Raw genomic sequence first — 13673 nt, 5'->3', positions numbered from 1 at the left:
TTAGTTGGCTTCGTAAAATAGCTCTGATGTCGCTTTGTCTGCAATTGCAGAGCTTAACGATGCCTCATAGGCCTCATCCGAATAATCTTCACGTTTTTCAGGGTTCATCCCAAGTTTTCTGATGAGATTCATATCGGCGTCTGCTTCCGGGTTTTCCGTGGTTAATAGCTTATCACCATAGAAAATTGAGTTAGCGCCAGCGAAGAAACACATAGACTGCATCTGTTCATTCATTGCCGTTCTACCTGCAGATAAACGCACGTAACTGTGTGGCATCATGATACGCGCAACCGCGATAGTACGGATAAATTCAAAGTGATCGAGGTCATCAACATTTTCAAGTGGCGTGCCCTTAACTTTAACAAGCATGTTAATCGGCACACTTTCTGGTTGTTTTGGCAGGTTTGCTAATTGGATCAGCAAGCCATAACGATCCGATGCCTGCTCTCCCATTCCCACAATACCACCAGAACACACTTTCATTCCTGCATCTCTGACGTGATCAAGGGTATCGAGTCTGTCTTGGTAAGTTCTTGTCGTGATAATTTGCTCGTAGTATTCAGGCGAGGTGTCCAAATTATGGTTGTAATAATCAAGGCCCGCTTCTCTTAGCGTGTGCGCTTTTTGATTATCCAGTTTACCCAAAGTCATACAGGTTTCTAGGCCTAGCTCTTTAACTTCTTTCACCATTTTGGCGATGTAAGGCATATCTCTGTCTTTTGGATCAGACCAAGCGGCACCCATACAAAAACGCGTCGCGCCCTTTTCTTTCGCCAACTTAGCTTGAGTTACAACCTTTTCCACTTCCATCAAACGCTCACGTTCAAGATCCGTTTTGTAATGACCTGACTGTGGGCAGTATTTGCAATCTTCAGGACAGGCACCCGTTTTGATAGACAGCAAAGTGGAGATTTGAACTTCATTGGGATTGAAGTTTTTGCGATGAATACTTGCTGCATAAAAAAGTAAGTCGTTAAAAGGCATGGTGAACAGTGTTTTTACTTCTTCATGTGTCCAATCGTGTCTTAGCGCGCCTAATTCCATATTTTCATTCTCTTTTTATTCTTGCCTAAATTTACAACACAAGTATTTTCTAGTGATTAAATTTAGCGCAGTCAAACTGACGGTGATTGGCTTAGTCTACTTCTTAGCTTAGTATTGTCAACGTTACATGCGCCCACAAGGTTTACAAATGAACAATAAATATACAATCGATATTGAATTTGATCGCAAGCATATATGGCACCCCTATACATCAATGATTGACCCTCTGCCCGTCTATCCAGCCGCAAGAACATTCGAGAACAAAATTGAGCTTGAAACCGGCGAAACTCTCATTGACGGTATGGCATCCTGGTGGAGTGCTGTGCATGGTTATGGTCATCCAGAAATAATCACGGCGATAAAAAATCAAGCTGACACGATGAGCCATGTTATGTTTGGGGGGCTAACTCATCAGCCTGCCGTGGAATTATGCAAACTACTCGTGGAGCTGACCCCAGCCCCACTTAATCGAGTATTCCTAGCGGACGGCGGCTCAGTCAGTGTTGAAGTTGCAATCAAAATGGCGATCCAATATTGGTTGAGTAAAGGCAAAAAGAATAAAACGCAAATAATGACAGCCAAAAAAGGCTATCACGGAGATACATTCGCGGCGATGAGCGTTTGCGACCCTGTGAATTCGATGCATGCCATGTACCAAGGCTTTTTACCTGAGCAAGTGTTTGTCGATGCCCCTAGAAGTGAGTTTTACGGCAGCCAAAGTCAAGATGAACTTAACGCGTTAGAAACCGCATTTGCTGCTCATCATGAAAAGGTCGCGGCATTTATCATCGAACCGATAGTACAGAATGCGGGCGGCATGAACTTCTACCATCCAGAATATCTCAAGGCGCTTCGAGCGCTATGCGATAAGTATGAGGTGCTACTGATTTTAGATGAAATTGCGACTGGATTTGGCCGTACAGGTAAAATGTTTGCCTGTGAACATGCAGATATCGCACCGGACATTATGTGTGTTGGTAAAGCACTTACTGGCGGAAACATGACGCTCGCGGCCACTTTGACAACAGAAGAAGTGGCTTTGGGTATTAGCCAAGGCGAAGCGAAAGTGTTAATGCACGGACCAACTTTTATGGGAAATCCGCTGGCATGTGCCGCCGCTGTAGCTAGTCTCACAATCTTAAAGCGTCAAGAAACAATGGCCAATATTGATCGAGTCGCGAGTGCGCTTAACGCACTCGAGCGCTGTCTTGATCTAAGTGCAGTCACAGATGTCAGAGTACTAGGTGCGATTGGCGTGGTGGAGGTAGAAAGGGTTGTTGATGTTGCAAAAATCCAAAAATTCTTCATACAACACGGTGTATGGATAAGGCCTTTTGGCAAGCTAATTTATATTATGCCGCCTTATATCACCTCAAATGAAGATATTGAATCACTCATTGACGCGATTTACGCTGCCATTGAAGGCGAACACTTCTAAAATGCATTAAATTTGGAATTAGGTCTGTTTTTTGACCTAATTCCGACAATGTAACCTAAAACGATGGCGCATAATCAACAAAATTGCGTTATTTCGAACTTTCCTCGCTTTGTACCTGAAATGATATCAATGGCATGTTACCATGGTCGTTTTTATTATTAGCAAGTGAGAAAAGAGACATATTATCTATGCAGCAAACCGTCAAATTGCAGCCAGCTGAAGCTTATCAGCCCCCTCGTTTTACTGTTTACCAACACCGCCAAATCGATAAGATAGAGCAACTGGATAAACTGCCTGAACATCTTCGCTTTCAAATGAAAGTTGTCGCCAATGTATTCCCTTTTCGCGTTAATAACTTTGTGATTGAAGAGCTCATCGATTGGGATAAAGTGCCTAACGACCCCGTTTTTCAGTTAACTTTCCCACAGCGTGGCATGCTGGATGACGAGTCATACGAGCAAATGGCCGACTTGTTAAGCCGCGAACATACACCAGAAGAAGTGTTTAACCTTGCAACCAAAATTCGTCAAAAGTTAAACCCGCACCCAGCTGGTCAAATGGAAAAAAATGTTCCTGAGTATGAAGGTGAACGCGTAGACGGCATCCAACACAAATATAAAGAAACCGTGTTGTTTTTCCCGTCTCAAGGACAATACTGCCACTCATATTGCACTTTCTGCTTCCGCTGGGCGCAGTTTGTTGGCAAAGCTACCCGATTTAACAATAACGACGCCGAGCTGCTCCACAACTACTTAGCCGAACACACTGAAGTGACCGATCTATTGATGACTGGTGGCGATCCTATGGTAATGCGCACCGTTAAATTGCGTAAATACCTTGAGGCACTAAAAGAGCCAAGGTTTGACCATATTCGTACCATCAGGATCGGCACTAAATCTCTCACTTTTTGGCCGTTTAGATACGTCACCGATCCAGATGCGCAAGAGTTGTTAACCTTGCTAAAAGAGTTGGTTGATGCCGGAAAGCATGTGTCAATCATGGCACACGTTAACCACAAACAAGAACTGCGTACTGAAGTCATACGTGAAGCGATTAAACTTATCCGCAAAACTGGCGCACAGATCAGAACACAAGCACCACTTTTAAATAATATAAACGTAGACGCTGATATGTGGGCTGACATGTGGAAAGAGCAAACGCAGCTTGGCATGATCCCCTACTACATGTTTATCGAGCGAGATACCGGCGCTAAGCGTTACTTTGAAATCCCGTTACACAAAACGTGGGAAACATTCCGTGAAGCTTATAAGCAAGTCTCTGGTGTGAGCCGCACAGTTCGAGGCCCTTCAATGAGTGCGGGTCCTGGTAAAGTTGAAGTGTCTGGCGTAACCGAAGTCGCGGGCGAAAAAGTATTTGTGCTGCGCTTTATTCAAGCACGAAACCCAGACTGGGTGCAGCGTCCGTTCTTTGCCAAGTTCGACGAAAATGCCCACTGGCTGGATGACTTAAAGCCTGCATTTGGGGAAGAAAAGTTCTTCTGGCAAGACGAGTACGACGCCATGTAAATGTGAAAATATCAAAAAAGCCAGAAAATTGCTGGCTTTTATTTTATTTGGCGCATTTAAATAACCTGGGTTTTGGATAAAGGATGGGCTAACTCATTGTTTTTAAATCACAGTAAATTATTTCCTTATTTAGCCAGATAGTTTTGCAGATAACTGGCTGCTAAAAGCTCTAATTTGAATAAGTCTTAACTGTATCTATCATTGCTAGGGCTTAATCAAACCTGACTGTCGCTTAATGGCCAAACTTGGCCGTTCAACAGCAACTTCATATCTTAAACCCAATTGCGATAACGGACACTCGACTAACTCGTATTTGGAAATTTCCTAGTTAAAGCTTTAATTCTAAATCGTCAGTTGCGGATAAAAACTTCTATGGGCTGACGACAAGATAAGCCAATGCGCATTGGCTTAATCTTTTTGTTAAGCTTTTAACGTTTATAGAGAGCTTCGATGGTGCTCGAGCCCAGTGAATGAGCGTTAATCATATACCCTACCAATGCTCCAGAAGCGTTTTCAGGCAACTCCAACTTCTTAGATAAAGCATGCACTGTAAATTGATACCTATGTGCACCATGACCCTCGGGAGGACAAGCACCACCAAAGCCGGCAAAACCGTAATCGTTGACGATATTAAAACTGCCTTTAGGCGTTTGGTTTTTATTCACGTCACCAGCTCCAGTAGGTAAAGTGGATACACCTTTGGGAATGTTAACTAACTGCCAGTGCCACCAACCGCTGCCTGTTGGTGCGTCTGGATCATATACGGTAACTGCGAAAGCTTGTGTACCAGCCGGAGCATTACTCCATGATAATTGAGGAGACCTATTCTCACCGCTGCAACCGAAGCCCTGAAATTCATGGGAAGACTTCATAAACGTTCCATGGCTTATATCAGTACTACTGAGTGTAAATGAGTCAGCTAAAGTCGAAGTTGAAATAAATAGTAATGACAACATGCCACTGAATAATTTGATTGATAATTTCATTTGTATCTCCAAGTGAGCTATTAGGAGCACTTATCTTATTGTTAAACATCATGCTCTAATAGCTCAAAAACAATCATTTATTCGCCTGAATCGCTCATCCTCGTTTTCCGCAGTGCTGAGGGGGTTAGGCCGTAAAGCTGTTTGAATCTATCGGTAAAACGTGATGAAGAGGAATATCCACACTTTTCTGCAATCAAACCAATTGGCTCGTAACTGGTTTGAATTAAGTGCAAACCATGACCCAGCTTCACACTATCTTTTATAGCTTGTAGGCTGTTTCCTTCGGCGCTCAATTTTCTTCGAAAAGTTGATTCGCTGAGTGCTAACATGGATGACAAAGTCTTAGCGCTCATGTCGATCGAAACTTGGTCGCGAATAATTTCATATACTTTATGACTTAAAGTAGGAGGCTCGATAACCCCTGCAACCTGATCAAAACCCAATGAAAGTAATACTTGAAGCATCTCCTGACGACGGAGATACCACAAGCTCGGGGGAGAGTATGTCGACCATTCGACAAACTGCTGAATAGTTTGCTCTAGCCTCTTCTCAATTTGTCCTTGGAAATAAGTTTTAAGATTAGGTTTTCTGTGAGAAAGAAAATTAAAATCTGAATAATCAAACTCAAATAACAAGGCATAGTAAGTCACATTATTCGGTATGTTCCTCATTGTGATTTTTGGCGTATTTGAAAGAAAAACAAAACTACCTGAAGGGCAATTAATCTCGTTTTCTCTACCTAGAATCTTAGTGCCAGATAATATCAAGATCAAAAGTGGCTTTATAATAGGCACATTCAATATATGTTGCTCTTCGGACGAGCGATAGATGGAAAAAGGTAGGAGTTCTTTTTCCTTACTAATTGCCTGTGTGATTTCGATGAGTTTCTGCATAAGCGAATTTGATTAAGCCCAACGAGCCTATAGATTTACTCGTTTTTTAATACATTGAGCACAGTGCTATTAACTTTAGCTGAGTTCTTAATTTGATTCAATTGTTTACTCAAAGCGCCTGCCAAGTGAAGCGATTGTGATACGATGGCACTAGTTTTTTAAAGGTCATTGGATAAGCCAAAAATTTACGGAAGGTGAACCACTCAATGATTAGGAATTAGTTAACTGCTGAAAAACACCCGATGTTGTACCAGTACTAAGTGCCCCCCATAATATTTTTGCTTAAAATTAAAAGATATAAAGCTTGCTCCTAAAAACTCTTACCAGTGCTCACCTCGCCCTTAAGAACAAATCGCTGACACCCACCACTAATTTGCACCTTCCTAAGATACCTCCTAAGCTTTAACTCTGCACTCAAAGGATTGAGGAAACCAAACTATGGCAACTGCCCGTAAAAAACAAATTAGTTTAACCGACACCAAATACTACCACTGTATCTCCCGTTGCGTCAGGCACGCCTTTCTGTGCGGTGAAGATAAATTTACTGGCAAATCATACGAACACCGCCGTGATTGGGTTGAAGAAAAGCTCCTGATGTTGGGCTCCGTGTTTTGTATTGATGTCTGTGCTTATGCCGTGATGAGTAATCACACTCACATTGTTTTATATGTTGATGATAAAAAAGCTAAGCGCCTGTCGGATGAAGCAATTGTGATGCGGTGGCACAAGTTGTTTAAAGGCAATTGGATAAGCCAAAAATTTATTGAAGGTGAGGCTCTCAATGAATCGGAGCAATTGATATTCGACGAGCTGGTTGATGAGTACAGAGAAAGGCTCGCAGATATTAGCTGGTTTATGCGAGTGCTTAACAAAGACATCGCCCGCCGAGCAAATAAAGAAGATAATTGTACAGGCCGGTTTTGGGAAGGACGATTTAAATCCCAAGCACTACTGGATGAGGCAGCACTGGCTGCTTGTCTCGCTTACGTAGACCTAAACCCCATTAGAGCTAAAGTCGCCGCAACGCCTGAAACCTCAGACTACACCAGCATCAAAAAACGCATCGACTACGCTAAACAGGGCAAACAACCAAAAAGCCTACTACGCTTTGCTGGTAGCCCAAGAAAACATATGCCGAAAGGACTGCCTTTTGAGCTCAAACCCTATATTGAGTTGGTTGAACTCACAGGCCAATGTATTCGCGCCGACAAGCGAGGTCATATCTTTGAGTCACAACCCATTCTTACTCGACTAAATATCGAACCGGAGAACTGGATAAAACTCACCACGCAATTTTCACGGGTATTCCATGGTGCAGTGGGTCGAGAGCGAAAAATAACCGCTTACTGCGAAACGCTTCAAAAACGACGACGAACGAACCTCACAAACTGCGAGCGCTTGTTGGCTTAGCAAAACTCACATTCTCAACGCTAGAGTTTCTTTCTGTTGTATTTACATCGCTTTGTCGTGCTCGATAACCCAGTTTTAGTGTAGCGATACGCTTATCCGCCAAAGGTCACCCTATCTAAGAACGCTTTTTGTCCATATTCTTTAAGTGGTTCCGCACGTTTTCATCTCACTTTGCCAGCTTAGATACAAATAACGGTGGGTGTCATCAATTATACTTCACCGCAAGGCGGCCCTCTTTCTCCTTTATTATCCAACATTATGTTGGATGATTTAGACAAAGAATTGGAGCAACGAGGTCACCAATTTGCCCGTTACGCTGATGATTTTATAATCTTAGTAAAATCAAAACGTGCGGGCGAACGTGTACTTGCCAGCGTTACTCGGTTCCTTGAAACTAAACTCAAATTGCTTGTTAACACGGATAAAAGACAGGTGGTTAAAACCACACAAAGTAAATTCTTAGGGTGTAGTGGCATAGTTAATTTGGCCACCCATTAAGAAAGAAATGTTATGCTATTTGCATACAAATTTGGGTGAAAAAATGACGAAATTAAAACGCGCAACCTATTCTGCGGCAATCAAATTAGAAACAGCTCAACTTGTAGTTGACCAAGGCTACACACAAGAAGATGCAGCTAAGGCTATGGGGGTTGGTAAATCAACTGTAAGTAAGTGGGTAACTCAATTGAAGCAAGAGCGGAATGGCCAGACCCCCACAGCGTCACCAATGACACCTGAACAAATTGAAATCCGCGAACTTAAAAAGCAAATCCAACGCATTGAATTAGAAAAGGATATATTAAAAAAGGCTACCGCTCTCTTGATGTCCGACTCCCTGAACAATTCTCGTTAATTGAGAAATTAAATCAACGAGAGCGTTACCCAATTAGCGTGTTGTGTAGCGTATTCAATGTGCATCGCAGCAGCTATAAATATTGGGCCATACGGGATACAACGCCTACACCAGAGCAAATAAGGCTAGAAGCTGAAGTTAAAGCCATACATGCAATGAGCGGCGGTTCAGCTGGGGCACGGACAATCGCAGCAATCGCAACGAATAACGATTTTGAATTAAGCCGTTATCGCGCCGCTAAGCTAATGGTTAAACTAAAACTAGAGAGCTGCCAAGTACCACAACATCAATATAAAAGGGGTGGTAATGAGCATCTTGAAATCCCAAATTTGCTAGACAGGCAGTTTGATGTTGTTGAGCCGAATACGGTGTGGTGCGGTGATGTGACGTATATTTGGACAGGCAATCGCTGGGCCTATTTAGCGGTCGTTGTTGATTTATTTGCACGTAAAGTCGTTGGTTGGGCAATGTCGTTGTCGCCAGATACTAGCTTAACGCTAAAAGCGCTTGAACTCGCGTATGAAAGCAGAGGTAAACCAAGTGGATTGATGTTTCACTCAGACCAAGGAAGCCATTATACAAGCTTGAAGTACCGCCAACGTTTATGGCGCTATAAAATTACACAAAGTATGAGCAGGCGCGGAAATTGTTGGGATAATGCGCCAATGGAGCGATTTTTTAGAAGCTTTAAAACGGAGTGGATGCCAAAGGTTGGATACGAAAACTTTAAAGATGCTAAATATGGTGTGAGTGATTATATCAACGGATATTATAACAACGTTAGGCCTCATCATTATAATGCTGGTTTAGCGCCAAATGAATCTGAGGTTAGATACCAAGATTCTAAAACTGTGGCCAAAATTAGTTGACCACTACACTTGTGAGCAGTGCGGGGTTGAGCTTAGTCAATATAAACGACTTTTACATACCCATCACATCAATGGTGTAAAAACAGATAACTCTATAAGTAACTTACGCGCACTTTGCTTGGACTGCCATAAAAAGCAACCTAAGCATGAGCATATGCATGTCACTCACAACGACCAACTGATTATCAATCAACTAAGACGTGAACAACATAAATTTGACTGCAGCGAATACTCTGACGTACTTCAATACGCAGATTCTGCGCTTGAAGGGTTACTGTTAAAATGTAAAAAGTACAATTTGCCAACCCCCGAGCTGGGGATCGGTGTCAGAAACGGTGATGATTTCGTTTCTATCGATTTAGCTTGGCCAAGAAGAAAGTTTGCAATAGTCATCGAAAAGGAACAACTCTCCCCTTTAAGAGCTCAAGGTTGGAATGTTTTCTTAGCGAGCGAATGCCTTGACAACTTCACGAAAATGCAACGTATGGTACGTTAAAACAGATAACAACTACTATAGTTTTAGTCGTTGCAAGTCAAAGTTTTTATTAGAAGTTAGCTCAACTCGTTAGAAAATATAGAATGAATCAGATCTAATTGAGGCTAGTGCCTTCGGAGTAATCGTGAAAGATATAATTATTAGGGCACTGAAGTATGCAATGGTAAGAATTGACAACTCCTACCCTATTGAACGTGAGGTTGACCTCCAATCAGTGTTGTTTGGTGAGCTTTATAAAGCAATGCCAAAAGCTATCGTTCGCTTTGAACACACATTAAAAAGCGACTTTCAATCGTATCGCATGCGGGGTCGTTCAGCTAAAAATAGAAAAAGTAGAGTAGATTTACACATTCAGACAAGGTTAAAAAAGGCAGTAATTGAGCTGAAATACTTTAAGGGTGCGGGCCGGGAAAGTTGTATAGGACTTCATGCTCTTTTTTACATTTGAATTCGTGTAGTTTAGTTTCGAGTTTACTCATATCTCACAGGGAATATAACATTTTATTCGTGCGCATGCGCGTTTACCTCGTTGGACCAGTGAAAACGCGCACAGTTAACTATCAGTATGCAAAGAACTTATCAGCATTCGGCTAAATATACCATCTGGAAAAATGCGCATGCGCGTTTCCCCAAACCTATTATCTCAAATCGCAGACAAATAACCTTCTGATAAAAAATAATATTTTTAATTTATTCATGCGTAAACGCGCAAAAATTTTTTCATTATTTTCCTTGATATCCGAGAATTCTAGATAACACTGTATATATATACAGAAACGTAAGGTAAGGTAAGGAGCTATCATGAGTCTAAAAAGCCCATTTCTGAAAGGTATTCAGGAAGAAATGCGTATGCGTGGTTACAGCATTAGAACAGAAAAAACCTACCTATATTGGATTAAGGCATTCATTAACTTTCACCACAAGCGTCACCCTGAAACAATGGGAACGGAAGAGGTTACACAATTTTTAACCTTCCTTGCCAACCAACGAAATGTGGCTATCAACACACAAAAAATTGCACTTAACGCCTTAGCCTATTTGTATCAGAAGCATTTGCACCATGAGCTTGGGGATTTAGGTTTTTGCTATGCCACTAAACAAAGACATTTACCTACAGTGTTATCCCCATCAGAAATCTCACTAATACTAAATGAACTTGATGGCCGCGATAGACTAATAATAGAACTACTCTATGGTAGCGGACTAAGAGTTTCAGAATGCCTCAGGTTACGTATCCAAGATATTAATATTGATAGAGCTTCGCTGACCGTTAGAGACGGTAAAGGGCATAAAGATAGGCAAACCATCCTCAGCAATAGATGCGCAAAAAAGCTCACTACATATATTGAAATGGCTATTAATATTCAACAGGATGACAACCTTCACGGGATAGGTCCATCTCTGCCAAATGCACTAGAACGCAAGTATCCCAACGCGTTTAGGCAGCATGGGTGGATGTTTATTTTCCCTTCCAGCACTACTTGTATCAATCCTTATACAAGAACACTTTGCAGGCACCATTTACATCAAAGTGTTATTCGTAAAGCGCTCGGGAATGCCGTGCGTAATATTCAAATAAATAAACGCGTCACCTGCCATACGTTTAGGCATAGCTTCGCAACCCATTTGCTTCAAGCTGGTCGTGATATAAGAAGTGTTCAAGAATTACTGGGCCACAATGACGTTAGTACCACACAAATCTATACACATGTACTTGGCCAACATTTTGCAGGTACAACTAGCCCGTTAGACACAATATAAATGTCAGAGTCCTTTCGAAACTCAGTAGCATTACGAAAATTGGGTCAACTGAAGCTAAAAAAGTTGGTTGCACATTCCACTGCTGAATCGAAATGGGGCAGGAATGAGTTGACTAAACGGCCGCTATGTAAAATGAAGCTAACATTGATGACCGTCTCTTGTTTGCTCGAAGGCGAAGTCTAAACCCGCTCTTTTTAACTGTAAGATCGGATATGATACTACCCTGTTTACCATGCACGAGCGTTGTTAGGGTTACTCTACCCTAAGCCTTATCACCATTCGAAAAGGTGGGCCATTTTTGAAATTGTTTTCAAGCCAATGCCATGGCTATTACGCTTGGCATATAAGTGCTGTAGGGATTTATCTTTAATTTCGCCAACAATGACTTCTTTCACTTGATAACCCATTGCCACAGCAGCTGACGCATAAGCAACAAACTCCCATTTTTTTATGTTGGTGTTGTCTACAACGACCAAAGGGATTCCTTCAGCTAAAGCATTAATAAACCGCGCTAAGTTTAAGTTGTGATATTCTGAAAGGCGTTGTTTTTCAAAATGATACTCGCCGTTTTCATTAAGAAAATAATCATCGGTTGAACAGATAAAATACTGTGTTTCATCGCCAGAGACGAGATCGTCGGCTAGCGTTTGCGCATAATGCGATTTTCCAGAGCCAGGTAGACCCCTCAAAATAAAAACTTGTTTCATCGAGTTTTGAACGTCACTGTTAGTATTAATAAAGCTATTTTTATCATCGAACATTCATAATGCCACAGTCCGACTGTTTTTTCATGGCTTTTACTCATTCTTTTCAGCCCAGTTTTTTGCATTTCAGTGTTTTTTTATTTGTCCATCGCAGGTAAGATACGGCTTACATGACGATAAGACACTCTGTCTTTTAATTTACAAATAAAAAATAAATCATTTGGAGTAAAGATGAGCCACACAGCGATAACGGAGCTACTAGCAGGCACCGTTGCGGTTGACAGCCAAGTAACAGTAAAGGGCTGGATCCGTACACGACGTGATTCAAAAGCAGGTATTTCATTTCTAGCCGTTCATGACGGTTCTTGTTTTGACCCTATTCAAGCCGTAGTCCCTAATTCGCTGAATAATTATGACGAAGTGACTCGTCTTACTGCTGGGTGTTCAGTAGCGGTGACTGGTGTGCTTGTACAATCACAAGGTCAAGGTCAATCTTTTGAGATCCAAGCGAACAGCGTTGAGGTATTAGGCTGGGTTGAGAATCCAGATTCATACCCAATGGCTGCAAAACGCCACAGTATTGAATACTTACGCGAACATGCGCACCTTCGCCCTCGCACTAATGTTATGGGCGCGGTTACGCGTGTACGTAACTGTCTTGCACAAGCTATTCACCGTTTTTATCATGAGCGTGGCTACCAGTGGATCAGCACGCCTATCATTACCGCAAGTGACTGTGAAGGCGCAGGCGAGATGTTCCGTGTATCTACACTTGATATGAACAACCTACCACGCACAGACAAAGGCGATGTAGACTATTCAGAAGACTTTTTTGGTAAAGAAGCATTCTTGACCGTATCTGGTCAGCTTAACGGTGAAACATACGCGAGTGCCCTTTCAAAAATCTATACTTTTGGTCCAACATTCCGTGCTGAAAACTCAAACACTTCTCGTCACTTAGCAGAATTTTGGATGGTTGAGCCTGAAGTGGCATTCGCCGACCTTAACGACATAGCAGCGCTTGCAGAAGACATGTTGAAGTATGTGTTTAAAGCAGTACTTGATGAACGTCGTGATGATATGGAGTTTTTCGCACAGCGCATCGAAAAAGATGCCATTACTCGCCTAGAATCATTCATCGATAAAGACTTTGCTCAGGTAGATTACACAGATGCTATCGAAATTCTAAAAGCATGTGATAAAGAGTTTGAATTCCCTGTTGAGTGGGGCGTCGACTTACAATCAGAGCACGAACGTTACCTTGCTGAAGTACACTTTAACGCACCAGTAGTTATCAAAAACTACCCTCGTGATATCAAAGCATTCTACATGCGCCAAAACGAAGACGGTAAAACCGTTGCCGCTATGGACGTCGTTGCGCCTGGTATTGGTGAAATCATTGGTGGTTCACAACGTGAAGAGCGTTTAGATGTGCTAGATGCGCGTCTTGAAGAAATGGGCTTAAACAAAGAAGATTACAGCTGGTACCGCGACCTTCGTAAATATGGGACGGTGCCTCACTCAGGTTTTGGTCTTGGCTTTGAGCGCTTGGTTGCTTATGTTACTGGTATGGGCAACGTACGTGACGTTATTGCCTTCCCTCGTACTAAAGGCAGCGCGACTTACTAAAGTCTTGTCGAACAGCCAAAGTTGTATTTTCAGCAGCTTTGGCTAAACGCAAATAGGCCTTCGT

The 13673-nt window shown here is 42.1% G+C and carries 12 protein-coding genes and 1 pseudogene; 9 read left to right on the top strand and 4 right to left on the bottom strand.

Annotation, left to right across the window (positions count from 1 at the left end):
* Positions 1-1044: a biotin synthase BioB gene (bioB, locus tag PPIS_RS05315; RefSeq protein WP_010379433.1), complete on the bottom strand. Its 1044-nt coding sequence runs from the start codon at positions 1042-1044 to the stop codon at positions 1-3.
* 148 nt (positions 1045-1192) lie between these two features.
* On the opposite strand from bioB, the gene bioA reads away from it, so the two are divergent.
* Both bioA and PPIS_RS05305 read left to right on the top strand, forming a co-directional pair.
* The gene (bioA, locus tag PPIS_RS05310; RefSeq protein ID WP_010379431.1) at positions 1193-2482 is read left to right on the top strand and encodes an adenosylmethionine--8-amino-7-oxononanoate transaminase; all 1290 of its coding nucleotides are present in this window, start codon (positions 1193-1195) and stop codon (positions 2480-2482) included.
* Between the two features lie 188 nt (positions 2483-2670).
* Positions 2671-4008: a KamA family radical SAM protein gene (locus PPIS_RS05305; RefSeq protein ID WP_010379427.1), complete on the top strand. Its 1338-nt coding sequence runs from the start codon at positions 2671-2673 to the stop codon at positions 4006-4008.
* 428 nt (positions 4009-4436) lie between these two features.
* Here PPIS_RS05305 and PPIS_RS05300 read toward each other — a convergent pair whose 3' ends face one another.
* Positions 4437-4994 carry a YbhB/YbcL family Raf kinase inhibitor-like protein gene (locus tag PPIS_RS05300; protein ID WP_010379424.1) on the bottom strand — a complete coding sequence of 186 codons (558 nt, stop codon included), beginning with the start codon at positions 4992-4994 and terminating at the stop codon, positions 4437-4439.
* A gap of 77 nt (positions 4995-5071) precedes the next feature.
* Complete coding sequence (locus PPIS_RS05295) at positions 5072-5887, bottom strand: helix-turn-helix transcriptional regulator (protein WP_010379422.1); 816 nt, start codon at positions 5885-5887, stop codon at positions 5072-5074.
* Positions 5888-6325: 438 nt separating this feature from the next.
* Between PPIS_RS05295 and PPIS_RS05290 the strand changes: the two genes are divergently transcribed.
* The 6 genes and pseudogenes from PPIS_RS05290 (at position 6326) to PPIS_RS05265 (ending at position 11276) form a co-directional block, all read left to right on the top strand.
* Positions 6326-7297: a hypothetical protein gene (locus tag PPIS_RS05290; protein WP_010379420.1), complete on the top strand. Its 972-nt coding sequence runs from the start codon at positions 6326-6328 to the stop codon at positions 7295-7297.
* A gap of 219 nt (positions 7298-7516) precedes the next feature.
* Positions 7517-7762: pseudogene (locus PPIS_RS05285) on the top strand (reverse transcriptase domain-containing protein); the annotation flags it as partial.
* 76 nt (positions 7763-7838) lie between these two features.
* A protein-coding gene (locus PPIS_RS05280; protein WP_096040897.1) for an IS3 family transposase occupies positions 7839-9019 on the top strand; the annotation gives its coding sequence in 2 pieces (ribosomal slippage) (positions 7839-8097 and positions 8097-9019; 1182 coding nt in all).
* Positions 8967-9515 carry an HNH endonuclease gene (locus tag PPIS_RS05275; RefSeq protein WP_081629155.1) on the top strand — a complete coding sequence of 183 codons (549 nt, stop codon included), beginning with the start codon at positions 8967-8969 and terminating at the stop codon, positions 9513-9515. Before PPIS_RS05280 ends, PPIS_RS05275 begins: the two co-directional genes overlap by 53 nt.
* Before the next feature lie 124 nt (positions 9516-9639).
* Positions 9640-9963 carry a hypothetical protein gene (locus PPIS_RS05270; RefSeq protein ID WP_249031250.1) on the top strand — a complete coding sequence of 108 codons (324 nt, stop codon included), beginning with the start codon at positions 9640-9642 and terminating at the stop codon, positions 9961-9963.
* Between the two features lie 353 nt (positions 9964-10316).
* Positions 10317-11276 (top strand): integron integrase, encoded by a 960-nt coding sequence (locus PPIS_RS05265; protein ID WP_010379065.1) that lies wholly within the window; start codon positions 10317-10319, stop codon positions 11274-11276.
* Between the two features lie 272 nt (positions 11277-11548).
* On the opposite strand, the gene PPIS_RS05260 is transcribed toward PPIS_RS05265, so the two are convergent.
* The gene (locus tag PPIS_RS05260; RefSeq protein ID WP_026000942.1) at positions 11549-11983 is read right to left on the bottom strand and encodes an AAA family ATPase; all 435 of its coding nucleotides are present in this window, start codon (positions 11981-11983) and stop codon (positions 11549-11551) included.
* 228 nt (positions 11984-12211) lie between these two features.
* Between PPIS_RS05260 and asnS the strand changes: the two genes are divergently transcribed.
* Complete coding sequence (gene asnS / locus PPIS_RS05255) at positions 12212-13609, top strand: asparagine--tRNA ligase (protein WP_010379069.1); 1398 nt, start codon at positions 12212-12214, stop codon at positions 13607-13609.
* Positions 13610-13673: the final 64 nt, after the last annotated feature.

Source organism: Pseudoalteromonas piscicida, assembly GCF_000238315.3.
GTDB lineage: Bacteria > Pseudomonadota > Gammaproteobacteria > Enterobacterales > Alteromonadaceae > Pseudoalteromonas > Pseudoalteromonas piscicida.
Note: the sequence above shows the minus strand (reverse complement) of the source record. Positions and strands in the feature narration are given on the sequence as shown.